Source organism: Latilactobacillus sp. VITA-14 (assembly GCF_046580785.1).
Classification (GTDB): domain Bacteria; phylum Bacillota; class Bacilli; order Lactobacillales; family Lactobacillaceae; genus Latilactobacillus; species Latilactobacillus curvatus.
Genome location: NZ_JBJKTM010000007.1, coordinates 1 through 23,282, shown reverse-complemented (window position 1 = coordinate 23,282; position 23,282 = coordinate 1). Strand labels below are relative to the sequence as shown.

Here is a 23,282-nt window from a genome sequence, read left to right as displayed (position 1 = left end):
TTGTCAAATTTAGTTGTAGATTGTCCGTAAAAAAAGTATCATAAAGGTATTAACAACGAGAGGTGATTGGGAATGTTTAGAAAAAATGAATGGCACTTTGATTGGTCAGAATTTATGACGGGGATTATTTTCTTAATCGTTGCATATTGCTTGTTTAATCAACCAGGTAAGACATTATCTGGTTTGGTAATCGTGATTGCGATTGCGGCGATTATTCGGGGAATTGCCAAAATCAGTGCATATAGTCGGTTACGTCAAGAGACAGGGATGCGCGCAACGTTAATGTTGGTCGATGCCATTGTCGATGTCATTTTGGGAATTTTGTTTATCTTGAATATTCCAGCTGGAGTGGCTGCTTTAGGTTATATCTTTGCATTCTGGTTCTTGTTCGATTCAATTGTGGCATTATTGAATGTCGGCCATCTCAAGCAATTTAACACAGGCCTATACATCGTTTCGATGATTCTGAATATCTTAGGCGTAATCGTTGGGATCTTATTGTTAATGGATCCAGTGGTGACTGCCGTAACAATGGTGACCCTAGTTGGTTTTTACTTTGCTTTCTTTGGGATTAATGCCATCATCATCGCATTTGCAAGACGTTTATAGTCTCTAAATTTAATGATTGCAGAACAATTTGATTGTTCTGCAATTTTTTTTATGGAAAAAATAAGCTCTTTCAAATGCCTGGACATTAGGAATGAACTCGGTTTAATAGCATTAAATAACACGTGTCGAGAGTTTCGACAGCTTTCAATGACACACCAGGAATGTTACAATGATAAAAGCGAAAACTTAAGGGGTGGTCTGATGACAGATACATTGAACTTAGTAGTGATTACAGGGATGAGTGGTGCCGGGAAAACCGTTGCCATGCAAAGTTTTGAAGATCTAGGTTATTTTTGTGTCGATAATATGCCACCGACATTGCTACCTAAGTTTTGGGAATTGGTTAAGGAGTCCGGCAAAGTGACTAAGATTGCATTAGTGATTGATTTGCGCTCACGTGCTTTTTACGATGAGATCATTGAAATGCTTGCTAGCCTTGATAATACCCAATTCGTGACGACTAAGATTCTCTTCTTGGATGCATCAGATGAGGAATTGGTTTCGCGATACAAGGAAACACGCCGTTCCCACCCACTAGCGATGGAGGGGCGTTTAATGGACGGTATTCAAAAAGAACGGCGCCTGTTAACTGAAATTCGCAATCGAGCACAGATGGTGGTGGATACTTCAACCATGTCACCACGACAATTAAGAGAAAAGATTTTTCATGTCTTCAAGACGTCAGATAATCCGTCATTCCATATTGAAGTGATGTCATTTGGGTTTAAATACGGTTTACCAATTGATGCGGATATCGTTATGGATGTCCGTTTCTTACCGAACCCATACTATGTGCCAGCATTTAAGGAATTAAACGGTTTAGACCAACCGGTTAGAGACTATGTAATGGCGCAGCCAGCGACTGAAAAGTTCTACGAACAATTTAGTGGGCTGTTAAAAGACATCATGCCAGGTTATCTCAAGGAAGGCAAAACAAGTGTGACAATTGCGATTGGCTGTACCGGCGGGCAACACCGTTCAGTAGCGCTTGCCCAACGATTGGCTGATGATTTATCGTTCGATTATCCGGTTGACGTGACCCACCGGGATATGAAGAAACGCAAGGAAACGGTTAACCGGTCATGACAGCTACTAATCGGATTATCCGGGTCATTAAAGGGCGACGACCAAAAGTCGTTGTGATTGGTGGCGGCACTGGACTACCCGTTATCTTAAAGAGTCTCCGTGAACAGAATGCGGATGCTACGGCAATTGTCACGGTTGCCGACGATGGCGGTTCATCCGGCGTTATTCGCGATTACATTAACGTGGTACCACCTGGTGATATTCGGAATGTATTAGTCGCCTTGTCAGATTTACCACAGTTAACGCTCGATATTTTCCAATACCGCTTTAAATCACACGATGCCTTTTTCTCAGGGCATGCGATTGGTAATTTAATTATTGCGGCGTTATCTGAAATGGAATCAGGTATTTTTGATGCTGTTCAACGGTTATCAGAAATGATGGCGGTTGACGGTCATATTTATCCTGCGGCCAATGTTGCGCTGTCGTTGAATGCTGAATTTAAAGATGGCACCCAGTTAACAGGGGAATCTGAGATTACTGCAGCACGCAAGCAGATTAAGCGTGTTTGGGTCTCAAAAACGGATCAAGATGATACTGCAGCACCCGAAGCCGTTCAACAAGTGGTTGATGCGATTTTGGCTGCCGATGTGGTTGTCTTAGGACCCGGCAGTTTGTTTACCAGTATTTTACCGAATCTAATGATTAAAAACTTAGGTGCGGCAGTCAAGCAAACTAAGGCGGAAGTGATTTACATTTGTAATATCATGACGCAAAAAGGGGAAACGGAACACTTTACCGATGCCGATCACGTCCGCGTGTTGAATGATCATCTTGGTCAGAACTTCGTGGACACGGTTTTGGTTAATACCGCACAAGTCCCTGAAAACTATTTGGATCATCAAAAGTACGACGAAATTCTCTGGCCGGTTGAACATGACTTTGATGGCTTACGAGGATTGGGTTGTCGAGTGATTTCCGATAACTTTTTGAAGTTGAAAGATCATGGTGTGTTCCATAATGGACAAAAAGTAGCGAGTGAAATTATGAATCTTGCTTTCCAGGTCAATACAGCTAAGCGAGGTGAATAATCGTGGCCTCATATGCAAGTGAAGTGAAGAAAGAACTGACGCAACTTGAAGTGCATCCTGAACATGCACGAGCGGAATTAGCCGCTTTAATTCGGATGAATGGGTCACTGAGCTTGATGAATCACCAATTTGTTTTAAACGTTCAAACTGAGAATCCGGCGATTGCTCGCCGAATTTATAGTTTATTGAAACAAAATTATCAAGTTGAATCCGAATTACTAGTACGTCGCAAAATGAAGTTAAAAAAGAATAATCAATACATCGTGCGCTTAAAGTATGATACCAATACCGTTTTAAAAGACCTTGATATTGTTGAGGAGGACGGTTTTACCATTCATACAAAGGTGTCAGAAGATGTCATTAATGAAGATCAGCGCGTCCGTTCTTATTTGCGGGGCGCTTTTCTAGCCGGTGGCTCAGTGAATAATCCTGAAACAAGCCGGTACCATCTGGAAATCTATTCATTGTACGAAGAGCATAATCAAGATATTGCGCGCATGATGAATCGTTTTGGCTTAAATGCCAAAACGACTTTCCGACGGAGTGGGTACATCACTTATCTGAAAGAGGCTGAAAAAATTGCTGATTTTCTACAAGTAATTGGTGCTACCAACGCGATGTTGAAGTTTGAAGACATTCGGATTGTGCGGGATATGCGTAATTCGGTTAATCGCTTAGTCAATTGTGAAACCGCAAATATGAATAAGACAATTGATGCTGCTACAAAACAAATTGAAAATATCGAATACTTGCGCGACACCGTCGGATTAGATAATTTACCGGCGAAGTTGCGTGAGATTGCGCTACTCCGTTTGGAATTTCCAGATATTACGTTGAAGGAACTTGGGGAAAAAATGCCGAGTGGGGCAATTTCGAAGTCGGGGATTAATCACCGGCTCAGAAAATTGAATCAACTTGCCGAAGCCCACCAACAGGGGAATGGATAAGGGGCAAAATAAATAGGTAGTGCACAATGTTTGACTTGTACAATATAATTAAGTACAATAACTGAAGGACATTTTATGGAGGGAAATTATATGGTTAAACCAGTATTATTAGATGAACAACTCTGTTTTTCGATTTACCGCGCACAAAAGGCTTACAATCACTTCTACGGTAAGGTATTAAAACCTTACGGATTAACATATCCACAATTCATCGCAATGCTTGCATTGTGGGAACATGGCAAGATGTCAGTGAAAGAATTAGGGCACCATTTAGAACTTGATAGTGGGACACTAACACCGCTTTTGAAACGGTTAGAAGCTGATGGTTGGGTAAGCCGGAATCGTGCATCAAACGATGAACGCCGAGTTGACGTTACCTTAACTGAAAAAGCAGAAAGTCAAAAAGAAGAAATCTACGAACGGGTTGGTGCTTGCACAAACTATCTCGATTTCTCAAGCGATAAGTATCATGAATTACGTCAAGAAATGAATGAAGTTGAACATCATTTGAATGCGATTCAAATGAATAATGCACGTTTTTCATAAAATGACGGATAAAGGGTTCCAAAAGATTTGATGGTACATTGAATTTTTTGGAACCCTTTATCGTACATACAAAAACAGGTGCCCCGAGGGAGGACACCTGTTTTTTATTTTAGTAGTTGACTTAAGTCAGTCATGTCAATTGATTCATCAAAGATATGGTCACCAAGAATGATGGTCGGGACGAATTTAATATTGGCACGATTGGCTTCAGCAATAATTGCGGTTAAATTTTCTGCATTATCTTGTGGCGTTAATTTGAGATTTTGATCGATGTATTTTTTAAATTCATCTGGTGTCAGATCATTACGCCATGTTTTTTGATGTGTAAACAAGAATGATAGTGTTTGCAGCACTATTTCGGGTTGATCAAAAGGTAAATAGGTATGGGCTAAATTCCCCAGTTGTAGATCCTCTTTATCCTTATCAAAAGGTTTGATAATACGTTTTAGCCGACCAGCTTTGACTGCTTCAGTCATCGTTTCTTCGGATTTTAAAAACCACTTGCGGCAATAGGGACAAGCGGCGTTGATAAATTCAATTGATGTTAATGGTGCATCTGGCTGACCAATTGTAATACCGCCGGTGGTTGTCACATTCTCGCTTTTAATCACACTAATATCCATGGAAGACCCTCCTTTAAGATACTGCCAGTATAACAAATTTGGTATAAAAAAGGGCTAGATCAACTTGATCTAGCCCTTTTTTTACTAATCCTCAGAAGAGAACCGGTTTATTATCTACTCTATTTTGGTTGGTTGACCATAATATCGTCAATCAAGCCGTAGTCTTTTGCTTCTTGGGCTGTCATGTAGTTATCACGATCAGTGTCAGCTTGTAATTTTTCGAAGGTTTGGCCTGAGTTGTCTGCCAAAATTTGGTTTAAACGTTTCCGAGTCTTCAAAATTTCGCGTGCTGCGATTTCAATTTCAGTTTGTTGGCCTTGTGCACCACCTAAAGGTTGGTGAATCAAGACAGTTGAGTTAGGCAATGCAAAACGTTTGCCTTTTGTCCCAGCTGAAAGTAAAACACTGGCCATAGAAGCAGCCATCCCCATTGCGATTGTTTGGACATCAGACTTGATGAAGTTCATCGTATCCATGATGGCTAACCCTGCGGTCACAGAACCACCAGGTGAGTTAATGTAGATTGAGATGTCCTTATCTGAATCTTGCGCGTCCAAGAATAATAATTGCGCAATGATTGTGTTAGCCATTTGGTCGTTCACTTCACCAGATAACATGATAATCCGGTCTTTTAGTAAACGAGAGTAAATATCGTAAGCACGTTCGCCACGAGATGTTTGTTCGATAACTGTCGGTACTAACATTGAATTGCCTCCTTATATAAGCCAGAGTAGAATCACTCTGTAGTCTATAAATTAAATTTTACAGCAAAGGTCAATTTTGGTCAAATGGAAAGCCTCTTTTCAGAAAGATTATGGTCATTTTGTGTTCGAACTGAAAATATGGTATACTTAGGAAAGTTAATCAGCACTTATCACTGTAGTATCAAGTATTATTTGAAGACTTTAATCAACTGGAGTAACCATGGAGTTACAAGTAGTGTAAAGAGGCGGCTTACGCTGTTTAAACGAGAAGATATTTAGAAACACAAGAATTTAGACATAATTGAATTAACCCAAAAATAAAAGCGACGTGAATCACACGTCATCTCCACTAGCCATTCGATGCTAGTATGCGTAGCCAATTAGTGACTGGCTACCTGACATTATGTAAGAATTTAATATGCGAAATTAATTAGAAGGCCACCTAGGAATAGGTGGCCTTTGTCAATGGTTTAAAGATTGAGTTGTTCATGAGGAGGACTCAATCTTTTTTAGGCTATATTTGTAAGCGCTATTGTCAAAATGATAATCGCGTGCTATTATATGAAATTGAACCGGTTCAATTCTATTCAATAAAGGGAGAAATGACTGTGAAATTCGTAGATAAACTGTCAGAAAAGATGTTGCCGTTTATTTCTAAACCAATAATCAGCGGCATCTAATTGCAATTCGGGATAGCTTCATTGTGACAATGCCACTTGTTATGGCAGTCTCGCTTATGGTTTTATTAAATGCGCTAATTTTCTCAAACGCCGCTGTTCAAAAGATTGTTGATTTAAGCGGATTAGCTGACCTAGCAACAATTGTGAATAATGGGACGATGAGTATTTTATCAATTGTGGTCTGTTATAACATCGGTGCTAATTTAGCAACGCATTATGTTCGCTCTGGGAAAGTGAACGATCCTGCATTTAGTGCAGTTCATGCTGGTATTTTAAGTTTGGCAACAATGTTTATTTTGATGCCTGTGACGAGTACCGTCACTTTAGCAAATGGGAAAACGGCGGAAGCAACAGGCGTTTTCTTGCAAAGTTTAACCTCGTCATCAGGACTTGCAACAGCGATGTTAGCAGCATTGATTAGTACGGAGTTATTCATTCGTTTTACAAAGTTTGAAAAAATACGAATCAAGATGCCAGAAGGCGTGCCACCAGCAGTTGCAACCTCGTTTAATTCATTGGTCCCAGAAGTCTTGGTTGTTTTGATTTTTGCTATTTTTGTATTTATTTTAAATGTGACAACCGGGTTGAACGTCCCTCAATTAATCGACCTTGCGATTCAAACGCCACTAAAATCGTTTGTATTATCTGTACCAGGGACGTTATTCTTACAATTCTTCTCAGATTTCTTATGGGTCTTTGGAATGCATGGTTCTAGCATTTTAGCACCAGTTCGCCAAGCACCATTGCTACAAGCCATTCAAGAAAATATGGCGGCCTTTTCAGCAGGACATGCGATTCCAAATATTATTACAGAACCTTTTACAAATGCGTTCGGCTTGATTGGTGGGGGCGGTTGTATCTTACCGTTAGTGATTGCCATCTTATGGGCTTCATGGCGGAAAGATCAACGGCAAGTTACTAAATTAGGGTTAACAACTTGTTTCTTCAATATTACAGAACCTGTTATGTTCGGGTTACCAGTTGTTATGAACCCAATCTTCATGATTCCATGTGCCATCATGCCATCAATCAATTTAGTGATTGCTTATTTTGCAACAAGCTTAGGTTTGATTAGTAAAACGGTAGCGGCTGCACCATGGATTACACCGCCTGTTATTCAATCTTTCTTGGCAACTGGCGGTGATTACTGAGCAGCGATTTTAACCATCTTATTAATTGGTTTAGATGTCTTTTTATTCTTCCCATTTGTCATTGCAAGTAACAAAATATTAACTGAGGAATGAGGTTTTTGAAATGCAGTATCCATATCAAGACGCAGCGCTGACCATTCGTGAGCGGGTCACTGATTTACTTTCACGCATGAGTACGCAGGAAAAAATTGGTCAAGTGAATCAACATCTTTATGGATGGGAAACTTTCGAAGATTCTCAGTCATTAACGTTTACAGAAAAATTCAAGGCGCATGTTGAATGGGGCGGCGGTGTCGGTGCACTTTATGGTTTATTTCGCGCAGATCCATGGTCAAAAGTGAACTTTGAAAATGGCGTTCGTGCACAGGATAGTTGGCGAGTTGCTAATAAAGTTCAAGAATATGTCATGGCGCATTCACGCTGGGGGATTCCAGCATTAATTGTTGAAGAATGTCCTCATGGCCATCAAGGGCTTGAAGGAATCTCGTATCCAACTAATATTGGCCGCGGCAATATGTTTAATACGCGGTTAATGCAGCAATCATCGCATTTGATGGCACAAGAACTAGCGCTTAAAGGCGTTAACCTAGCGCTTGTTTCGACGCTTGATTTGGTCAAAGATCCACGTTGGGGCCGTTCAGAAGAATGTTTTGGTGAAGATCCCATTTTAGCGGCGCGAATGAGTGAAGCCGTTGTGGCGGGTTTTCAAGGGGATTTAATTCAAAGTGATGTTGCTTTCTTAGACCAACCTGCTAAACCGCGAACGACTGATGCCATTAGTGTTGTATTGAAACACTGTATTGCGCAAGGTGAAGCCTTGGGTGGCCATAATTCAGGCACCGTCACAATTGGCCAACGTGAATTTTCAGACGTCTATGAACCCCTTTTGAGTAGTGTCAAGAATGCGGCAGGTGTGATGGCTGCTTATAACGATGTGGATGGGGTACCGTGTCATATCAATCAGCCGTTGTTGACTCAAGATTTACGGGATGTAAATGGGTTTCAAGGGATTGTGATGGCAGATGGTGTTGCGCTTGATCGGTTATCAGGAATCTTTGAAACACAACCAGAAGCTGCGGCGGCAGCCTTAAATGCAGGTGTCGATCTAAGTTTATGGGATCAGACATTCCTAACGCTTGATCAAGCCATTGAAAATGGCCTAGTAGACGAAGCTGCCTTAGATAATGCTGCTGGCCAAGTACTAGCGTTGAAATTCCTGTTGGGTCTGTTTGAACAACCCTATGTACAAGCCCCGAATGTGCAATTGACGGCCTTACTTGGAAAATCTGATGCGCTGAATCTGCAAGTGGCACGTGAAAGCATGACGCTTGTTAAGAACAATGGGCTTTTACCAATCCGGAATCAGCCACAAAAGATTGCGGTGGTTGGCCCCAATGCTGATGAATTATATAATCTCTTGGGGGATTATACAGCAGCATAAAGTTCAGCGCGTCAAGCGCAAACAATTTATCAAGCGATTCAAGAAATGTTTCCCGAGTCGGAAGTCGTGTATGCATTAGGCTGTGAGGTGCGTAATTCAATTCATCAAGAAGAGGCAATTGCCAAAGCAGTTGAGCTTGCGCGCGATGCCGATTTAATCATCCCTGTATTAGGTGGTTCCAGTGCACGTAATTTTGATATGGCCTTCCTAAGTAACGGGGCAGTGAGTTCAAAAGGCATCAACATGGATTCTGGTGAAAATGTTGATGTCGCATCACTTAGTCTGGGGGGCCAACAAGAAGTGCTGCTCAAGCAATTGAAAGCACTAGGCAAGCCAATTGCATGTGTCATGGTGCAAGGCCGGCCATACGATTTAACACTGGTAAATGAACTTGCAGATGCTGTATTGATTGCTTGGTTTCCTGGTCAACAAGGTGGTCGCACAATTGCTGAAACTTTAGTGGGACTTAATAATCCAAGTGGTAAGTTGAGTGTGTCTTACCCGCGCAATACCCAGCAACTACCGGCTTACTACTATCAACGCGATGCTGCTAAACAAGATGATTACTATGATGAGGTTGGCCAACCGTTATATCCATTTGGTTACGGACTTAGTTACGACCAATTTGATTATCGACAATTAGCGGTTAAGCAAATGGTTGACAAACTAGTTGTAACTGTTAAAGTAAAAAATAACGGACAGTTTGTAGGTCAAGAAAGTAGTTTATTATTTGTCAAATTAACTGGTGGAGCAGTTATTCAACGAACGAAGCTGTTAAAAGCTTTCCAAAAGAATGCCTTCCAACCAGGTGAAGAAAAGAGCATTACTTTCGAACTACCTGCTGCTGATTTTAATTACATGGATATTGATAATCAGGTGAAACGTGCGCAAGCAGCGACTATTATGGTTGCTGATTTAGCGGAGAAAATCACTTTATCGATATAAGCGGGGAATAAGAATGTCATCTGTTAGAGAAGTCGCTGAATTGGCCGGAGTCTCGGTCGGAACTGTTTCACGGTATCTGAATGGGCAACAGCTTAAAGCAGCTAATCAAGCCAAGATTGCAGCGGCCATTGAGCAACTCGATTACAAACAAAATATTATCGCTAAAGGATTGAAGAACAATCAAAGTTTTTCAATTGGTTTATTGATGAATAGTATTTCAAGTCGATTTGGCGCGGAAGTTGTTTCTGGAATAGAACAACGCGTTGAGCAACAAGGGTATAGTTTATTATTGAGTGGTTTTAGTGACCAACCAGCGTTAATTGATCAAAAAATTGATTATTTAATGGCGCATTCGATTGATGGCTTAATTGTTTTCTTAGCAGGTGAAGAATGGCAAGGAATGGAACGACTAGCGGCACTTGATATTCCGGTTGTGACGATTAATAACCCAAATCAGCTACGCAATGTTGATTCGATTTTATTAGATGATCGCGCAAGTGTGGCACAAGTGATGCAACAAATTATTGATCTCGGACACCAGAATATTGGGATGATTGCCGCTAATCAGGATGATTATGTTGCCCGTGAACGACTGGCAGGTGCTAAACAGACGATGGCAGCTTATCCAGACAGACAGTTACATGTTTTTGAAGGTGACTATTCTCGGACTAGCGGGTACCGCGGTGCCCAAGCATTATTAGCCGAAGGTATTACAGCTTTATTTGTCAGCAATGATAATATGGCCTTTGGTGCGCTCACTTATTTATCAGAAAATGGTATTCGGATTGGCCAAGATTTACTATTTGGTCACTATGATTATGCCGATGAACATCAATTTGGACAGTTGCCAATCCTATCGATTCAACCGCCAACAGAAGCGATTGGATTGGCAGTTGCTAAGTTGTTATTAGATCGGCTCCAAAATAAGACTCAGTCAGATGGTCAAACGATTTTAATGCATCATGAAATCAATGGTCTAAACTGAATCATCGAAAAGGGCGAGTAGAATAATCTACTTGTCTTTTTTGAGTTTAATCCTTAGATTATTAATTTACCCGTCCCCGATAATGGGGTACACTTGTGGTGTACATTATTTTGCATGATTATTGAGGAGGGCTTGGCGTGGCACAAAAAATGATTTTGGATTTAGATACTGGGATTGATGATGCGTTAGCAATTGCTTATGCATTGGGATCATCAGAAGTCGATTTAATCGGGATTACCTCAGAATACGGCAACGTTTTGACTGAACGAAGCGTTGTGAATAGTCAACAAATTTTACATTTATTAGGTCATCCAGACATTCCAGTTTATTTAGGGGCTGGGCATTCGACGACGACGCATGATTTTAGCGTCTTACCAATTAGTGCGGAAATTCATGGTCAAGACGGCGTTGGTGAGATTCATCTGACAGAGCCCCATCCGGAAATGGCAACTGAATCAGCCGTTGATTTTATATTACGTGCTTGTCAGGCGTATGGGGCTGACTTGAGCATCGTGGCAACTGGCCCGATGACGAATTTAGCGTTAGCGATTCAAAAAGATTTACTAACTTTGAAGAAAGTTGGTCAAATCGTGATTATGGGTGGCGCCTTAACAGTTTGTGGTAATGTGTCTCCATTTGCTGAAGCTAATATCAGTCAAGACCCTGAAGCAGCGGACTTACTCTTTAAGAGTGGTTTGCCGGTGACGATGGTGGGCCTTGATGTCACGTTGCGCACACTTTTTACACGCACCGATACGGCAGAATGGCGCGCACTCGGTACACCAGCAGCCAAAGCTTATGCCGATATGGTTGATTACTATATCAAAGCCTATGAAGTCACTTCTCCCCATTTACACGGCTGTGCCTTACATGATCCCTTAGCAGTCGCTGTTGCAATCGATCCTAGCTTAGTCACGACTTTCCCATTGAACTTGAAGACTGAGATAGAAGGCCCGTCACGTGGACGAACAATTGGGGATAATGCCCGCCTAGATGATCCAGCAACGCGGACGGCGGTTTGTGTACAAGTTGATACGCCGCGTTTCTTAACTGAATTTAAATCAAGAATTGGACAATTATTAGCGCAGTAGAATGAGCCATATAGAATTTCAAAAAAGAGCTACGACAAAAGTCAATTTTTTGTCGTAGCTCTTTTTTTATTGTACAGGCGACTAGCAAGAATAAGTCAACTAACATGTAGTGTGAATCATGATTGCTGAGCCAGTCAATTCCTTGATTGGCGATGGCAAAAGCTTTTTGAAAGTGGTGATCTTGATAGAGTGCCAGACTATACAGGTAGAATAAGATATTAATGTTCTCGTCATAGTGCGTGAACCGCCCTGCATTCACAATTGCGAGGACGTGTTCGAAGTCAGTTTGATTAGTATGGGGCGTACTCTTAATAAAGCTGATACTACTGAGAATCAAAATCTCAGTAGGCGTTAAAACTTGTTGGCGCGGTGTAAACGTATAGTCGAGTGCCATTTGTAGTTCCCGTAAACTATCCGTGGTTGTATGAAGTTCTTGGAATACTGCGATGCCATGATAGTAGTAGTAGGTCTGTAAATCGGTCGCCAGTTCAAGGTGTTCGGCCAAGCCAGTTGTATCCAAATAATCTAACATACCGCGATAATCGTGTGCATTGCACAGTTGTTTAATTTGTTGATTAAATTCGGGTTGTTGATCAATTTCGGGATAATGACTTAACAGCGCTTGTTCTAACGGCATATTAAGCCGTTCGCAGAGTTTTGCTAACAAAATGGCGTTTGGAATATAAGTGCCGTTTTCAATATGACTAATCATCGGTTGCAAACAAATATCCTGGGCTAATTGATGTTGGGACAAGCCTTGCGCACGACGAACCGTAGCGAGTTTACGCCCCATGGTCGCGGCAAGTAGATTATCGGGAATAGCTGGCACTACTAACACCTCACTTCATATGATTGCTTTAAATTTAACATGCAATTTTCAAAAAGAAAAGGAGCTGGACTGCATGCCAGTATTGATTATTATATTAGGGTTTGCGTTTATTTTCCAAAAGCCATTAGTGTCTGCAGTTACCATCGTGTTTGGCGCGCTATTGGGTCTTTGGTTACTCAGAGGAATAATCGTCTTGATGATGTTGATAACACTTGGCCATTATTGGCGTCAGAAAAATTAAAAAAGACCGCTGAATAAGCGGTCTTTTTGATTGCTTAGAATTGATAGTCCGGGTCAATAATCAAAACGGGTTTGATTGTTTCACCTTTAATAGAGGCTTCGTTGGCAGTGTTGATGTCTTCGAATTGATAAAATTTTTCGGTTTTATCAAAGGGAAACATGCCTTGACGGTAGAATTTGATTAAACGAGGGACGTCGATTTGCGGAATGGAGTCACCCATGTTGACGCCGACGACGGATTTGTCGTTGACACATAAGTCGTTCCAAGTATCAAGATCGATGTGGTTTGGGGTTACGGCAATTGTTGCTGACACCCCACCTTGGCAAAGCGCCTTAATTGAATCTTCCATGACTGGTGTAATCCCCGTGGTATCGACACAGAAGTTCACGCCGCGCCCATTTGTGAGGGCTTGGATTGCTGCGACAACGTCGTCTGTTTGACGACTGTTAATCGTATCGGTTGCACCGAGTTCTTTAGCGAGTGCGAGCCGGTCGTCGATGATATCGACAGCGATCACTTTCGTACAGCCCGAAATTTTACCGGCCATCATGGCTGCGAGTCCAACAGCACCAGTCCCGAAGACGGCGATTGTGTCGCCAGGCTTTGGTTTTAAAGTATTTAAAACAGTGCCACTACCGGTCACGTATCCACAACCGAGTGGTCCGAGTTTGCGTAAGTCTAAATCGTCAGGGACTTTAACCGCATTTCGTTCGCGGATAACGGTTGTGGTTGTGAATGAAGATTGATCGAACATATCGGCAACGTGATGGTCATTTTCAGTAAAGTGGGAACTACCATCAGGGCGCACGCCGGATAAGTTATTTTCTGCGTAGTTGAGGTATTGTGTTGGAACGCCTTTGAGACAGTTTTCACAGATGCCACATGCGTAGAATGAGAGAACGACATGGTCGCCAACTTTTAAACTTTGAACGTTTGAACCGACTTTTTCAATAATCCCGGAACCTTCGTGGCCGAGGACGATTGGATAGCCAATAATGGCGTCGCCTTTACGAAGCGCTTCGTCTGAGTGACAAATCCCACTAGCCACCATGTGGACTTGAACGTCGTCTGGGTGGAGTGGTGCGAGTTCGATGTTATCTTTAATGACAAATGGTGCGCCTTGTTGTTCAACAACAGCTGCTTTAATTTTTATGCAATGACCTTCTAACTTAATTATTTAATTCACAAGATTATTATAGCATTGTTGAAATCGTTTTCAATTAAAAATTGACATTGGCGCTAAAATTGCCAACCATGTTGTTCTAAGTCCCACTGGCGCTTAGGCAGACCACTCACATACGGGTTACCAGCGACATAATAGCGATAAGGAAGTTGACCACTCGCTGCTTTATAATTGACCCCGATTCGTGGCGCGGTGACAATTGATTTGGGGTGGCGACGATGCGCTAAATCAATCATTAAAGGGGCGTCCGCCACATTTTGAAAAGTCAGTTGTTTATCGTGAATGCCGAGGGCGCCCATTAATTTACCGGGGCCGTTAGTCAGTTCGACGCCAGGTTTCGGGCGATTGAGGCGCATTTGTTCAATGCCGTGGGTCGGTTCGATGGCGCGAATCAAGACGCCTTGTGGTTGATCCACTGCTTGGGTCACGATATCAAATAGAAAGAAACCGCGTAATTGATAGATATAAATTGTACCAGGCTCATGATAGAGCGGCTCGCTAAAGGGTGTGCGGCGCCCATTGTAAGCATGCGCGGCAGTGTCATCGGTGCCGACATAGGCTTCTGCTTCCACAATGAGGCCGCCAAGTGTGCCTTGGTGGCTGGTATAAAGCAAGTGAGTTCCTAATAAATCTTGCGCGATGGCTTGGGTAGACCGGTTCGTAAAAAATGATGGTGCTGCTGGTTGGCTTGGTGTCATAATTAAAACCTCCGAGTTAAAACGAATCAGCTTTATTTTAACACCAAAGACATGACACTTGTCATCTGTAAGTCATGACAAAATCGTCTAACGACAAAACGGAATCACTTCTATACTAGGGTTATTAAATGAGGTGATGACAATGATTGAAATTAAACAAGTGACAATGCAATTCGAACAACAAGTTGTTTTAAATCAGGTAGACTTAAGTGTTCAACCTGGTGAGATTGTTGGCTTAGTGGGTGCAAACGGCGCCGGCAAGTCAACATTGATTAATTTAATTTTAGGCTGACTCCAACCAACGGCTGGCGAGATTCGGATTTTAGGTCAGAAGCCAACGGAGAAAGAACATTTCAACTTATTGGGTGCGATGATGCAAGGAAATGTCCGACTGGATCGGGTCAGTGTCATCGAAGAATTAGAATTGGTTTGCAGTTATTATCAACAGCCACGGTCAGTCGCTGAATTATTAACGCTAGCTGATTTGAAGGCACAGGCTCATAAGATGGTGTCCCAACTTTCAGGGGGTCAATTACGCCGCCTCTCCTTTGCTTTAGCCATGGCAGGCAATCCGGATTTGCTATTTTTGGATGAACCGACCGTTGGAATGGATGTTGGCAGCCGACAAAAATTCTGGCAGCAAATTGAACAGTTAAAAGAAGCCGGCAAGACGATTATTGTCACGTCGCATTATTTAGAGGAAATTGAACACATTGCAACCCGGATTTTATTATTGAAAGATGGCCAGTTCCAATTCGATGGTGACTTGGCAACATTACAACAACAATTTAAAGGAACGCAGATTCGTTTTACGACTGATTTACCAGCAGCTACTTTTGCAAAATGGCCAGGCGTGATCCGCGTGACGAAGACTGGGGCCAAGGTGCTGTTGCAAGTTACCAAGAGCGATCCGATCTTAAGTCAATTAGCACCAATGATGGGGATCCAGGTTCATGATGTGCAGGTTCAAGCAAGCTCATTAAATGAAATTTATAGCGAAATGATGGAGGACTAAAAAATGCAAACAATGATGGTACAAACAAAAATAGACTTTAAACGCGCATATTGGCGTAATCCACGCTTTGTTATTTTTTCACTCTTAATGCCGATTGCGTTTTATCTCTTGTTTACGAAAGTAATGAAACAGGGTGTGATGAATGCAGCATTCAATCGACAATACATGGTCAGTATGGCGACCTATAGTTTAGTTCTCAGCAACACGTTTACTTTATCGACATTACTTTATAATGACGCACGGGATGGCTTGGTTTCCTTAATTGATTTATCACCAACCAGTCATCGGACTTATTATGGGGCTAAGTTGTTGAACTTAGGCTTAATCAATGCTTTAACGATCGGCGTCATTTTCATAGTTGCTGGGATTAGTAATCAAATTCATTTAGTGTGGTCCAGTTGGTTATTAACGGCGGGCTGGTTGTGGTTTGCCAGCATCCCCCTTTGTTTAATTTCATTTTTAAAAGATGAAAATCAGATTCAACTGGTGTCTAATTTGTTAGCTTTCCCCTTAGCAATTTTAGGGGGATTATGGTGGCCAACAGAAATAATGCCCAAAACAGCTCGCGTGATTGGCAAGCATTTGCCGGTTTATCCGATTAATCATATTGGCCAAGCGCTGATTGCGCATCAACCCGCACACTTGGGTGAATATGGCATCACGTTGCTCTGGGCTGGGTTATTACTGGCAATTGTCGTATACTTAAACCATCATAAAAGAGGAGCGATGCATGCATGAATTTTTTTAAACGCTACATTGCCATGCCACCCCAATATGGCTTATTTCCATATGTTTGGTTGATTTTCTTGCTCTTTCCAATTGGTTATGCGTTTCCGTATCAAACGGTTAAGCAGCAAGCGATTATGGGCTTGATTCTGATTTTCTTGGTGGCTTATCGCAATGGGTATGTCGCATCGCGGTATCGCACATTCTGGATTATCTTACAAATGGTGACCAGTGCGATTTTAGCAGTCATTATCCAGGCGTTTTATCTGAATATTTATACTGCCTGGGTGTTTGGTTCGATTCCCATGCGCCGCCGAAGTTTCTGGCGCTATTACTACGCTTATCTGTTGTCACTAATCATACCAGCGGTCACCCTATATTGGTATTATGGTGGTCATATGGGACGCGATGATCTGATTGGCTTAATGGTGTACGGCTTGTTCTGCATCTTTTCACCATTTGCGGCTAGCTCGATTCAGCGTTTTAATCGGAAAAATCGCCAATTAACGCAGACCAATCAGCGATTAACCGATATGATTAAGCAGAACGAACGGCAACGAATTGCACGGGATTTACACGATAATTTAGGTCAGTCATTTTCAATGATTACGCTAAAAGCGGAATATGCACGTAAATTATTGGCGAAAAAACCGGACGCGGTACCCGAACAACTACTCGAGATTGAACAAGCCTCCCGTCAGAATTTAAAAATAGTGCGTGAGATTGTCGCTGGTTTACGCCAAGTGACCGTTGCTGAGGAATTGATCAATCAAGAACGGAATCTCAGCGTTGCAGGCATTTTACTGCTGACTAAAAATGAAGACCAACTTGAAGGGATTCCACAACAAAATCAACAAGTGCTTGCGCAATGTTTACATGAAGCCGTGACCAATATAGTTCGCTACAGTCAGGCAACGGAGTGTTACGTGGTTTTTAATCGAACCGCAACGACTTTTCAGATGCAGATTGAAGATAATGGTCGCGGATTGAGAAGCGAAGATCAATATAAGAGTCATGGGATTGTGGGCATGCGCGAACGGTTAGAAACGATTGATGGAGAGTTGATGGTCGATGGTCGCCGGGGCACACAGTTGACGATGACGGTGCCACTTAAGATGGAGGGAAGGGCATGATTAAACTTTATTTGGCAGAAGACCAGCAACTATTGAATACCGCTTTAGCGGGCATTCTGGATTTAGAGGATGATTTGACGATGGTCGGAACCGCCGTCAATGGACAAGTCGCACTTGATCAGATTGAAACCCTCCAACCAGATGTTGTTTTGTTAGATATTGAGATGCCGGGCATGACAGGGCTTGAGATTGCGCGCCAACTACATACGCGTCAGCCACAGATTAAGGTGATTATTCTGACGACTTTTGCCCAACCGAGTTATTTCAAGCAGGCTATCAGCACCGAAGTGGCAGGGTATCTATTAAAAGATGGCCCGAGTGATGACTTGATTGTGGCGATTCATTCGGTCATGAAGGGCAAAGTTGTTTATGCGCCAGAATTAGTTGTTGGGCTGACAACGCAAACGAAGAATCCACTGTCTGAGCGGGAAACGGAAGTATTGCGTGCGATTGCTAATGGGTTGAGTACGAAACAAGCCGCCGAATCATTATTTTTATCGGATGGAACGGTTCGCAATTACATGTCGACGATTTTAAGCAAATTGGATGCAAGCAACCGCGTTGAAGCAATTCAGATTGCACGGCATAATGGCTGGCTGTAAGAGGCAGTAAAATTGCCTCTATCATGATTGTTCTCTATGATGAAAGCAAACAAGGAGGACGAAACAATGGCATTAGCAAATTTGCATAAATGGGCGTTTTTCTATTTTTCACCAGACTTTTCACCTGAATAAAATACGGTGATTAACCGTAATCCAATGGGAACGTGCGAGATGATTACCGTCGGGTTCGATCCACGCGCTAAAGAAGATGGTTCAATTATTGAAGTCGCTAAGCAATTGAAGGCAGAAGGCATTCAATTTATTGAACTCTGTGGGGGGCTTCGGACCAACCTGGACGACTAAAATTAACGAAGCACTAGACTTCGCCATCCCAGTCGGAGCAGTCATGTATGGTCCAGAATTCAGAAAACAATTGTTTGAAATAATGAACTAAAGAGTGCGTCAAAAGCGGGTATACTGCGAGCATTAGCCTAACAAGACGAATGATTGCTGAAAGCAATCATTTGACTTGTGTAGCTAAGCACAGCAGTATGCTTTTGAAAGCACGTTTCGGATAAGAGTGCGTTCAAGCTGGTCAACTTTTGAGCATTAGCACAGGGAAGCGAATTAGCGACGCAGTCGATGATTTGATTCACAGCGCTAAACGCAGGAACGTGGTTTGAAAAGCACGTTTAGGGTTAACCGGAAGGGTATGACTTACAGAGCACGTTTAAACCAAAAGCGCCGGCAAAATTAATTTTGTCGGCGCTTTTTTAGGCTTATTATTTAACTTTTGACTGATGATTTGGTATAATCTACTTATTAAATGTAAGGAGGCGTGTCATGCAAAAAGGGCGGCAGTTCTTAAAACTTAGTGTTAGTGCAATTTTTATATTCGGGGTGTTCTTATTATGCCAAGTTTCGGGGGTGCAAGCCAAACAGGTTCTTCAGCTTGGCGCGCAAGCACCACTAGATACCATTGATATCTCGACTTCAACGGGATATGGTCAAACAGGGAACATTTATGAAAGTTTATTCCGGCTTGGTGAGAACGGTAAAATTGAACCAGGCTTAGCGAAATCGAGTTCAGTTTCAGCTGATGGTAAGACGTGGACATTTAAACTGCGTGATGCCAAGTTCAGTAATGGTGACCCGATTCGGGCGCAAGATTTTGTCTATTCATGGCAACGGACATTGAAACCAGAAACCAAATCACCTTATACAAACCTTTTCAGTAATATCCAAAATGCCTCAGCGATTGCAAAAGGTGAGATGGCACCAGACCAACTCGGCATACGGGCAGTGGATGAGCACACGTTGGAAGTCACATTATCCACACCTGTGGCTTACATGAAAACCTTGATGGCTTATCCATTATTTGCCCCACAGGATCAAAAAGTGGTTGAAAAATATGGTAAGAAGTATGCGACAAACGCGAAATACATGGTGTACTCTGGTCCGTTTAAGTTAGTTAACTGGAATGGGACGAGTGAGAAGTGGCAATTTGTGAAGAACAATCAATATTGGGATCGCAAAAAGGTAAAATTAGACCAAGTCAACTATACCGTGTTAGAAAATACCAGCACCGCGCTTTATCTTTATCAGGAAAAGAAACTGGATTTAACCCAGTTGGATAATCAACAAATTGATAATTATCGGGATGATAAAGCATTCCACAGATATCCTTATGCGTTGACGAACTACATTAAATACAACTTCAAATCAGTAGATGAACAGAAAAAAGCACTTTTGAATAACCAAGACTTTAGATTGGCGATTTCGTTAGCGATTAATCGTAAGACGTTGAATAACCGGCTATTCGGTTCGAAGAAAAACGATATTACTGGTTTCGTGCCAGTGGGCTTAGCCGATTCCCCTAAGAAGGTGGACTTTGCTAAATCACAAGCCGTGCCAGATACCGTGGATTACAATCAAAAATTAGCGCTTAAACATTGGCATGAAGCATTGAAATCGACTGGTCAAAAGAAAGTTGCCCTCACCTTAACGCTTAATTCCGATGATGCCAACGCGTCATATGTTGGTCAATATCTCAAAGGTCAACTTGAAAAAGTCTTACCAGGATTCAAGTTGACATTAAAGACCGTGCCAAGCCAAGTTTCAGCGAGTCGTGATAAAAAAGGCGACTATGATTTATTACTCGCAGGTTGGGGGGCAGATTTCAAAGACCCAATTTCGTTTTTAGAAATCATGTTACCAGGGGCTGCAAGTAATACCGGTGGCTTCGACAATCCAGAATACAAAGCTGCCCTTGACCGCGCAATGAATGCCGATGCGAACGATCCTGACAAACGTTGGGCGGACCTCGTGACAGCTGCGCAAGTCATGAATAAAGTCCAAGGGATTACACCACTCTATCAAAATGATACGGCATACTTGAAGAATCCAAAGGTCAAAGGCGTTGTGCATAACACAGCTGGCGCACAATGGAGCTACAAGACGGCTTATATTAAATAGCGTGTGAATAATCAGCCAGTTATAGCCTGAGGATTAACAAGAAAGGCGCAAGTCCAAAATCTATTTTTGGGCTGGCGTCTTTTTGTATAAACAAATCATTATGGTTCTGAATTTTGCTGTGCTAAAGTGAGGGTATTCAATAAAAGAAAGAGGGACCTTAAATGGCAAAACAATATGAAACAACGATGATTAATGAAGGGGGCCGCAATGGCTTCGTTTATTCACCCGATCAAGCAAAGAAATATGTAATCAAGTCACCAGGGACAGACCCATCAGGGAAGAGTACAAATCCAGAGCAACTCTTTGCAGCCGGCTATAGTTCTTGCTTTAACAGTGCCTTAGATGTTGTCCTTAACCAAGAACATATTAAAGGCGAACCCACGATTAAGGCGACCGTTTCCCTTTATAGTGATGGCCCTGCCAATTATTATATTGGTGTTGATCTTTTCGGTCACATCGAAGGTTTATCAGAAGAAGAAACAATGAAGTATCTCAAAAAAGCAGACGAAATTTGCCCATACTCAAAGGCAACTCGTGGCAATATTGACGTCACGATTAATGTGATGTAAATCATCAAAAAAAGGAATCAGCGACTGCTGATTCCTTTTTTGGTGGTTAAGCTTTCGATGAATGTGGTTTGCCTTCTTGTTTGAGGACGGATTGCATGGCTGGGTCTTGTCGCATGTGTTGATCAAAACGGTCCAGATTAGGGAAGTCAGTCAATGAAAATGCGAGTCGTCGACACCAATTGGTCATGACGAATAGATAAGCATCAGGAGCACTGAATTGATTAGCAACTAAGAAGGACTGGCCCGCTAACGCTTTTTCAATATAAGCGAGCCGTGGGAAAACCCGTGAACGGACTAAATCTTGGCTTTCGGGTGTATTGGGGAGCCAATTGCCTTTACGAAATGGTGAGATGAAGTTCTTATGCAATTCGGTGGCGATGTAATTCAACCACATGCGTTGTTGCCAGTACTGTTCAGTGGCATAGTCCGCCATTAATGGCAGCGAACTTTGGTGACTAATGTATTCCAAAATAACGGCGCATTCAGTCATGAAATCGCCCGATTCAGTTTGTAAGGCTGGGATGTAATTCTTCGGATTGAGTTGATGATAATCACCAAGTGATGTGGTATGGGTATCTAAGTTAACGGGCGTAACGGTGTAGGGTAGCCGACTCTTCTCAAGTAAGATATGTGCGCTAAGTGAGCTAGCACCAGAAACATAAAATAAAGTATTCATCAATCCAATCTCCTTTTAGGAATCCCCCACATTGTAGGGCTACCGAAGATGAATTGCAATGATGGTGGATTATAATGGAATTGACGAAAGATACTGTAATTGCTTTTTTGAAAGCGTTATAATAACGTTGATTAAAGATTGGGGGGATCAGTGATGAGTATGAAAGACTATTTTAAATTTTTTACGAGCACCACTTTGACGGGCGATAATAATCGTGCGTATTTGATGACAGTGACGCGGGCAATCGATTCTGAGCAATTGAAAAGCGTGCTGGGGGATACTGTGACTTATTTTAATCAGTACGGTGACGGCTTTCAGTTTACTTCGCCGTTTACGATTGACCAGTTGAATCCAATCGTCACTGAACAAACTGATTTACAACCGACTGAATTTACGATTATCAACCGCGCAGGATTACATGGGATTGGCAATATTCTTGCCTAAAAAAGGGATTGAGACAAACGTTGTGTTTGTCTCAATCCCTTTTCTGATGGTCAAATCTAATCGTCTAAGCGTGCTCGGGAAATCCCAGACTTCCGTCACATTCTTTTAATTTCTAGCATATTTATGTTCATCGGCATAGCTGAAAAAATCGGCTTTGGCAGTATAATCACCGCGATAAACGCCGTTCCAACCAGCACGTTGGCCAAACGCGCCTAAATCAATCAATAGGTGTTCTTCATCCTTGGTGAGATGAATCTTGCCAAAGCCAACACTATAGATGTAATTGGCCAGGCGATTGACGAGTGCCTCGGGATTCTTAACCGTATCAATTTTGAGGTAGACCTGTAGTAAAACATCGGTAATATCTAACAATGCATTTGATTTATCCGGATGCGCCATTAGACTGTTGTAAAGTGTATGGATGTTTTCTTTTGCAATTGATTGACTTATCATTTATACCCCTCCAAATAACAATAATTCACACTAGTTATAGTTCCTTTTTAGTTATTTGTCAATGATGTAGATAAGCGTTATGATTGTCTCAACAGTTGATTAAGAGTAAGGGACGATTGAATATGAAATGGTATGCAGGTGGACAGGAACGTGGGCATCGAGCAATTACAATGATTAAGGCATTATTAAACGACTTGAAACAAGATGACCAAACGGCACCATTACAATCAGTTTTGCGTAGTTGGTAGATTGTAAAATTAATCCGAACGCTGTTCGGACAAAAAAGATCAGCTTCCTTTAAAATGGTGTTTACCACAAACCCATCTTTTAGGAGCTGATCTTTTGTCTAGTATAACCTATTCCGAACGAATTAAAATTGAAACCTTTTGTGAACTAGGGCTGTCCAATATCCAAATGGGCGTTCGGCTGAACCGATCACCGTCAACAATTTCTTATGAA

Annotated in this window: 29 protein-coding genes and 2 pseudogenes; 24 read left to right on the top strand and 7 right to left on the bottom strand. The window is 42.0% G+C overall.

Annotated elements, in window-relative coordinates:
- Positions 1–72 precede the first annotated feature (72 nt).
- The 5 genes from ACF1X7_RS04460 to ACF1X7_RS04440 all read left to right on the top strand — a co-directional run bounded on the left by ACF1X7_RS04460 (position 73) and on the right by ACF1X7_RS04440 (position 4,219).
- A complete protein-coding gene (locus ACF1X7_RS04460; protein ID WP_004265944.1) occupies positions 73–609 on the top strand; it encodes an HdeD family acid-resistance protein in 537 nt (178 codons plus the stop codon).
- A 201-nt stretch (positions 610–810) separates the two neighbouring features.
- A complete protein-coding gene (rapZ, locus tag ACF1X7_RS04455; protein ID WP_039098450.1) occupies positions 811–1,695 on the top strand; it encodes an RNase adapter RapZ in 885 nt (294 codons plus the stop codon).
- Positions 1,692–2,726: a uridine diphosphate-N-acetylglucosamine-binding protein YvcK gene (locus tag ACF1X7_RS04450; protein WP_039098449.1), complete on the top strand. Its 1,035-nt coding sequence runs from the start codon at positions 1,692–1,694 to the stop codon at positions 2,724–2,726. The genes rapZ and ACF1X7_RS04450 overlap by 4 nt, the downstream gene beginning before the upstream one ends.
- A 2-nt stretch (positions 2,727–2,728) precedes the next feature.
- The gene (gene whiA, locus ACF1X7_RS04445; protein WP_004265894.1) at positions 2,729–3,673 is read left to right on the top strand and encodes a DNA-binding protein WhiA; all 945 of its coding nucleotides are present in this window, start codon (positions 2,729–2,731) and stop codon (positions 3,671–3,673) included.
- Positions 3,674–3,763: 90 nt separating this feature from the next.
- Positions 3,764–4,219: a MarR family winged helix-turn-helix transcriptional regulator gene (locus ACF1X7_RS04440; protein ID WP_411162460.1), complete on the top strand. Its 456-nt coding sequence runs from the start codon at positions 3,764–3,766 to the stop codon at positions 4,217–4,219.
- A 104-nt stretch (positions 4,220–4,323) separates the two neighbouring features.
- Here the strand turns inward: ACF1X7_RS04440 and ACF1X7_RS04435 are convergent, their stop codons facing one another.
- Together ACF1X7_RS04435 and clpP are read right to left on the bottom strand one after the other, a co-directional pair.
- Positions 4,324–4,842 (bottom strand): DsbA family protein, encoded by a 519-nt coding sequence (locus ACF1X7_RS04435; RefSeq protein ID WP_076801048.1) that lies wholly within the window; start codon positions 4,840–4,842, stop codon positions 4,324–4,326.
- A 119-nt stretch (positions 4,843–4,961) separates the two neighbouring features.
- On the bottom strand, positions 4,962–5,546 hold the full coding sequence (gene clpP / locus ACF1X7_RS04430; protein WP_004265909.1) for an ATP-dependent Clp endopeptidase proteolytic subunit ClpP: 585 nt from the start codon (positions 5,544–5,546) through the stop codon (positions 4,962–4,964).
- Positions 5,547–6,154: 608 nt separating this feature from the next.
- Between clpP and ACF1X7_RS04425 the strand changes: the two are divergent.
- The 5 genes and pseudogenes from ACF1X7_RS04425 to ACF1X7_RS04405 all read left to right on the top strand — a co-directional run bounded on the left by ACF1X7_RS04425 (position 6,155) and on the right by ACF1X7_RS04405 (position 11,839).
- Positions 6,155–7,470 (top strand): annotated as a pseudogene (locus ACF1X7_RS04425) (PTS sugar transporter subunit IIC).
- A gap of 10 nt (positions 7,471–7,480) precedes the next feature.
- On the top strand, positions 7,481–8,818 hold the full coding sequence (locus ACF1X7_RS04420; protein ID WP_411162459.1) for a glycoside hydrolase family 3 protein: 1,338 nt from the start codon (positions 7,481–7,483) through the stop codon (positions 8,816–8,818).
- 24 nt (positions 8,819–8,842) lie between these two features.
- Positions 8,843–9,763: a glycoside hydrolase family 3 C-terminal domain-containing protein gene (locus ACF1X7_RS04415; RefSeq protein ID WP_411162468.1), complete on the top strand. Its 921-nt coding sequence runs from the start codon at positions 8,843–8,845 to the stop codon at positions 9,761–9,763.
- Positions 9,764–9,776: 13 nt separating this feature from the next.
- Positions 9,777–10,748 (top strand): LacI family DNA-binding transcriptional regulator, encoded by a 972-nt coding sequence (locus ACF1X7_RS04410; RefSeq protein ID WP_221276729.1) that lies wholly within the window; start codon positions 9,777–9,779, stop codon positions 10,746–10,748.
- A gap of 149 nt (positions 10,749–10,897) precedes the next feature.
- The gene (locus ACF1X7_RS04405) at positions 10,898–11,839 is read left to right on the top strand and encodes a nucleoside hydrolase (protein WP_081273025.1); all 942 of its coding nucleotides are present in this window, start codon (positions 10,898–10,900) and stop codon (positions 11,837–11,839) included.
- Here ACF1X7_RS04405 and ACF1X7_RS04400 read toward each other — a convergent pair.
- On the bottom strand, positions 11,805–12,668 hold the full coding sequence (locus ACF1X7_RS04400; RefSeq protein ID WP_411162458.1) for a helix-turn-helix domain-containing protein: 864 nt from the start codon (positions 12,666–12,668) through the stop codon (positions 11,805–11,807). The two genes, ACF1X7_RS04405 and ACF1X7_RS04400, sit on opposite strands and share 35 nt — an antisense overlap.
- 73 nt (positions 12,669–12,741) lie before the next feature.
- Here ACF1X7_RS04400 and ACF1X7_RS04395 point away from each other — a divergent pair, with 73 nt between their 5' ends.
- Positions 12,742–12,909 (top strand): hypothetical protein, encoded by a 168-nt coding sequence (locus ACF1X7_RS04395; protein WP_004265902.1) that lies wholly within the window; start codon positions 12,742–12,744, stop codon positions 12,907–12,909.
- A 34-nt stretch (positions 12,910–12,943) separates the two neighbouring features.
- Here ACF1X7_RS04395 and ACF1X7_RS04390 read toward each other — a convergent pair whose 3' ends face one another.
- On the bottom strand, positions 12,944–14,062 hold the full coding sequence (locus ACF1X7_RS04390; RefSeq protein WP_411162467.1) for an NAD(P)-dependent alcohol dehydrogenase: 1,119 nt from the start codon (positions 14,060–14,062) through the stop codon (positions 12,944–12,946).
- A gap of 86 nt (positions 14,063–14,148) precedes the next feature.
- Positions 14,149–14,790, bottom strand: coding sequence for a DNA-3-methyladenine glycosylase (locus ACF1X7_RS04385; RefSeq protein ID WP_056966841.1), 642 nt, complete (start codon positions 14,788–14,790; stop codon positions 14,149–14,151).
- Between the two features lie 142 nt (positions 14,791–14,932).
- Here ACF1X7_RS04385 and ACF1X7_RS04380 point away from each other — a divergent pair, with 142 nt between their 5' ends.
- The 10 genes and pseudogenes from ACF1X7_RS04380 (at position 14,933) to ACF1X7_RS04335 (ending at position 21,250) form a co-directional block, all read left to right on the top strand.
- Complete coding sequence (locus ACF1X7_RS04380) at positions 14,933–15,082, top strand: ATP-binding cassette domain-containing protein (protein ID WP_333780829.1); 150 nt, start codon at positions 14,933–14,935, stop codon at positions 15,080–15,082.
- 15 nt (positions 15,083–15,097) lie between these two features.
- Positions 15,098–15,379: pseudogene (locus ACF1X7_RS04375) on the top strand (ATP-binding cassette domain-containing protein); the annotation flags it as partial.
- 18 nt (positions 15,380–15,397) lie between these two features.
- A complete protein-coding gene (locus tag ACF1X7_RS04370) occupies positions 15,398–15,805 on the top strand; it encodes a DUF4162 domain-containing protein (protein ID WP_261384226.1) in 408 nt (135 codons plus the stop codon).
- Between the two features lie 3 nt (positions 15,806–15,808).
- On the top strand, positions 15,809–16,543 hold the full coding sequence (locus ACF1X7_RS04365; protein ID WP_064776971.1) for an ABC transporter permease: 735 nt from the start codon (positions 15,809–15,811) through the stop codon (positions 16,541–16,543).
- A complete protein-coding gene (locus ACF1X7_RS04360; protein WP_411162457.1) occupies positions 16,540–17,664 on the top strand; it encodes a sensor histidine kinase in 1,125 nt (374 codons plus the stop codon). Before ACF1X7_RS04365 ends, ACF1X7_RS04360 begins: the two co-directional genes overlap by 4 nt.
- The gene (locus ACF1X7_RS04355) at positions 17,661–18,266 is read left to right on the top strand and encodes a response regulator transcription factor (protein WP_004265884.1); all 606 of its coding nucleotides are present in this window, start codon (positions 17,661–17,663) and stop codon (positions 18,264–18,266) included. Before ACF1X7_RS04360 ends, ACF1X7_RS04355 begins: the two co-directional genes overlap by 4 nt.
- A gap of 171 nt (positions 18,267–18,437) precedes the next feature.
- Complete coding sequence (locus ACF1X7_RS04350) at positions 18,438–18,569, top strand: DUF6506 family protein (protein ID WP_250636853.1); 132 nt, start codon at positions 18,438–18,440, stop codon at positions 18,567–18,569.
- Positions 18,538–18,660 carry a DUF6506 family protein gene (locus tag ACF1X7_RS04345; RefSeq protein ID WP_237753378.1) on the top strand — a complete coding sequence of 41 codons (123 nt, stop codon included), beginning with the start codon at positions 18,538–18,540 and terminating at the stop codon, positions 18,658–18,660. Before ACF1X7_RS04350 ends, ACF1X7_RS04345 begins: the two co-directional genes overlap by 32 nt.
- A gap of 389 nt (positions 18,661–19,049) precedes the next feature.
- A complete protein-coding gene (locus ACF1X7_RS04340; protein ID WP_411162456.1) occupies positions 19,050–20,681 on the top strand; it encodes a peptide ABC transporter substrate-binding protein in 1,632 nt (543 codons plus the stop codon).
- Between the two features lie 161 nt (positions 20,682–20,842).
- Positions 20,843–21,250: an organic hydroperoxide resistance protein gene (locus tag ACF1X7_RS04335; RefSeq protein ID WP_004265904.1), complete on the top strand. Its 408-nt coding sequence runs from the start codon at positions 20,843–20,845 to the stop codon at positions 21,248–21,250.
- Between the two features lie 46 nt (positions 21,251–21,296).
- Here the strand turns inward: ACF1X7_RS04335 and ACF1X7_RS04330 are convergent, their stop codons facing one another.
- A complete protein-coding gene (locus ACF1X7_RS04330; RefSeq protein ID WP_064776974.1) occupies positions 21,297–21,926 on the bottom strand; it encodes a glutathione binding-like protein in 630 nt (209 codons plus the stop codon).
- 153 nt (positions 21,927–22,079) lie between these two features.
- Between ACF1X7_RS04330 and ACF1X7_RS04325 the strand changes: the two genes are divergently transcribed.
- Positions 22,080–22,370, top strand: a complete 291-nt coding sequence (locus ACF1X7_RS04325; protein ID WP_064776975.1) for a hypothetical protein — start codon at positions 22,080–22,082, stop codon at positions 22,368–22,370.
- Positions 22,371–22,475: 105 nt separating this feature from the next.
- Here the strand turns inward: ACF1X7_RS04325 and ACF1X7_RS04320 are convergent, their stop codons facing one another.
- Entirely contained in the window at positions 22,476–22,823 is a 348-nt protein-coding gene (locus ACF1X7_RS04320; RefSeq protein ID WP_039098174.1) for a bacteriocin immunity protein, read from the bottom strand.
- 122 nt (positions 22,824–22,945) lie between these two features.
- Here ACF1X7_RS04320 and ACF1X7_RS04315 point away from each other — a divergent pair, with 122 nt between their 5' ends.
- Together ACF1X7_RS04315 and ACF1X7_RS04310 are read left to right on the top strand one after the other, a co-directional pair.
- Entirely contained in the window at positions 22,946–23,071 is a 126-nt protein-coding gene (locus tag ACF1X7_RS04315) for a hypothetical protein (protein ID WP_411162455.1), read from the top strand.
- 94 nt (positions 23,072–23,165) lie between these two features.
- On the top strand, positions 23,166–23,282 hold a 117-nt coding region (locus tag ACF1X7_RS04310), incomplete at its 3' end, for a helix-turn-helix domain-containing protein (protein WP_143788021.1).

Excerpts from the sequence above, each read along its gene's own strand:
- ACF1X7_RS04460 (WP_004265944.1), top strand. The coding sequence starts at position 73 with ATGTTTAGAAAAAATGAATGGCACTTTGATTGGTCAGAATTTATGACG.
- rapZ (WP_039098450.1), top strand. The coding sequence starts at position 811 with ATGACAGATACATTGAACTTAGTAGTGATTACAGGGATGAGTGGTGCC.
- ACF1X7_RS04450 (WP_039098449.1), top strand. The coding sequence starts at position 1,692 with ATGACAGCTACTAATCGGATTATCCGGGTCATTAAAGGGCGACGACCA.
- ACF1X7_RS04440 (WP_411162460.1), top strand. The coding sequence starts at position 3,764 with ATGGTTAAACCAGTATTATTAGATGAACAACTCTGTTTTTCGATTTAC.
- ACF1X7_RS04435 (WP_076801048.1), bottom strand. The coding sequence starts at position 4,842 with ATGGATATTAGTGTGATTAAAAGCGAGAATGTGACAACCACCGGCGGT.
- clpP (WP_004265909.1), bottom strand. The coding sequence starts at position 5,546 with ATGTTAGTACCGACAGTTATCGAACAAACATCTCGTGGCGAACGTGCT.
- ACF1X7_RS04420 (WP_411162459.1), top strand. The coding sequence starts at position 7,481 with ATGCAGTATCCATATCAAGACGCAGCGCTGACCATTCGTGAGCGGGTC.
- ACF1X7_RS04410 (WP_221276729.1), top strand. The coding sequence starts at position 9,777 with ATGTCATCTGTTAGAGAAGTCGCTGAATTGGCCGGAGTCTCGGTCGGA.
- ACF1X7_RS04405 (WP_081273025.1), top strand. The coding sequence starts at position 10,898 with ATGATTTTGGATTTAGATACTGGGATTGATGATGCGTTAGCAATTGCT.
- ACF1X7_RS04395 (WP_004265902.1), top strand. The coding sequence starts at position 12,742 with ATGCCAGTATTGATTATTATATTAGGGTTTGCGTTTATTTTCCAAAAG.
- ACF1X7_RS04385 (WP_056966841.1), bottom strand. The coding sequence starts at position 14,790 with ATGACACCAAGCCAACCAGCAGCACCATCATTTTTTACGAACCGGTCT.
- ACF1X7_RS04380 (WP_333780829.1), top strand. The coding sequence starts at position 14,933 with ATGATTGAAATTAAACAAGTGACAATGCAATTCGAACAACAAGTTGTT.
- ACF1X7_RS04370 (WP_261384226.1), top strand. The coding sequence starts at position 15,398 with ATGGATGTTGGCAGCCGACAAAAATTCTGGCAGCAAATTGAACAGTTA.
- ACF1X7_RS04365 (WP_064776971.1), top strand. The coding sequence starts at position 15,809 with ATGCAAACAATGATGGTACAAACAAAAATAGACTTTAAACGCGCATAT.
- ACF1X7_RS04360 (WP_411162457.1), top strand. The coding sequence starts at position 16,540 with ATGAATTTTTTTAAACGCTACATTGCCATGCCACCCCAATATGGCTTA.
- ACF1X7_RS04355 (WP_004265884.1), top strand. The coding sequence starts at position 17,661 with ATGATTAAACTTTATTTGGCAGAAGACCAGCAACTATTGAATACCGCT.
- ACF1X7_RS04350 (WP_250636853.1), top strand. The coding sequence starts at position 18,438 with ATGATTACCGTCGGGTTCGATCCACGCGCTAAAGAAGATGGTTCAATT.
- ACF1X7_RS04340 (WP_411162456.1), top strand. The coding sequence starts at position 19,050 with ATGCAAAAAGGGCGGCAGTTCTTAAAACTTAGTGTTAGTGCAATTTTT.
- ACF1X7_RS04335 (WP_004265904.1), top strand. The coding sequence starts at position 20,843 with ATGGCAAAACAATATGAAACAACGATGATTAATGAAGGGGGCCGCAAT.
- ACF1X7_RS04330 (WP_064776974.1), bottom strand. The coding sequence starts at position 21,926 with ATGAATACTTTATTTTATGTTTCTGGTGCTAGCTCACTTAGCGCACAT.
- ACF1X7_RS04325 (WP_064776975.1), top strand. The coding sequence starts at position 22,080 with ATGAGTATGAAAGACTATTTTAAATTTTTTACGAGCACCACTTTGACG.
- ACF1X7_RS04320 (WP_039098174.1), bottom strand. The coding sequence starts at position 22,823 with ATGATAAGTCAATCAATTGCAAAAGAAAACATCCATACACTTTACAAC.
- ACF1X7_RS04315 (WP_411162455.1), top strand. The coding sequence starts at position 22,946 with ATGAAATGGTATGCAGGTGGACAGGAACGTGGGCATCGAGCAATTACA.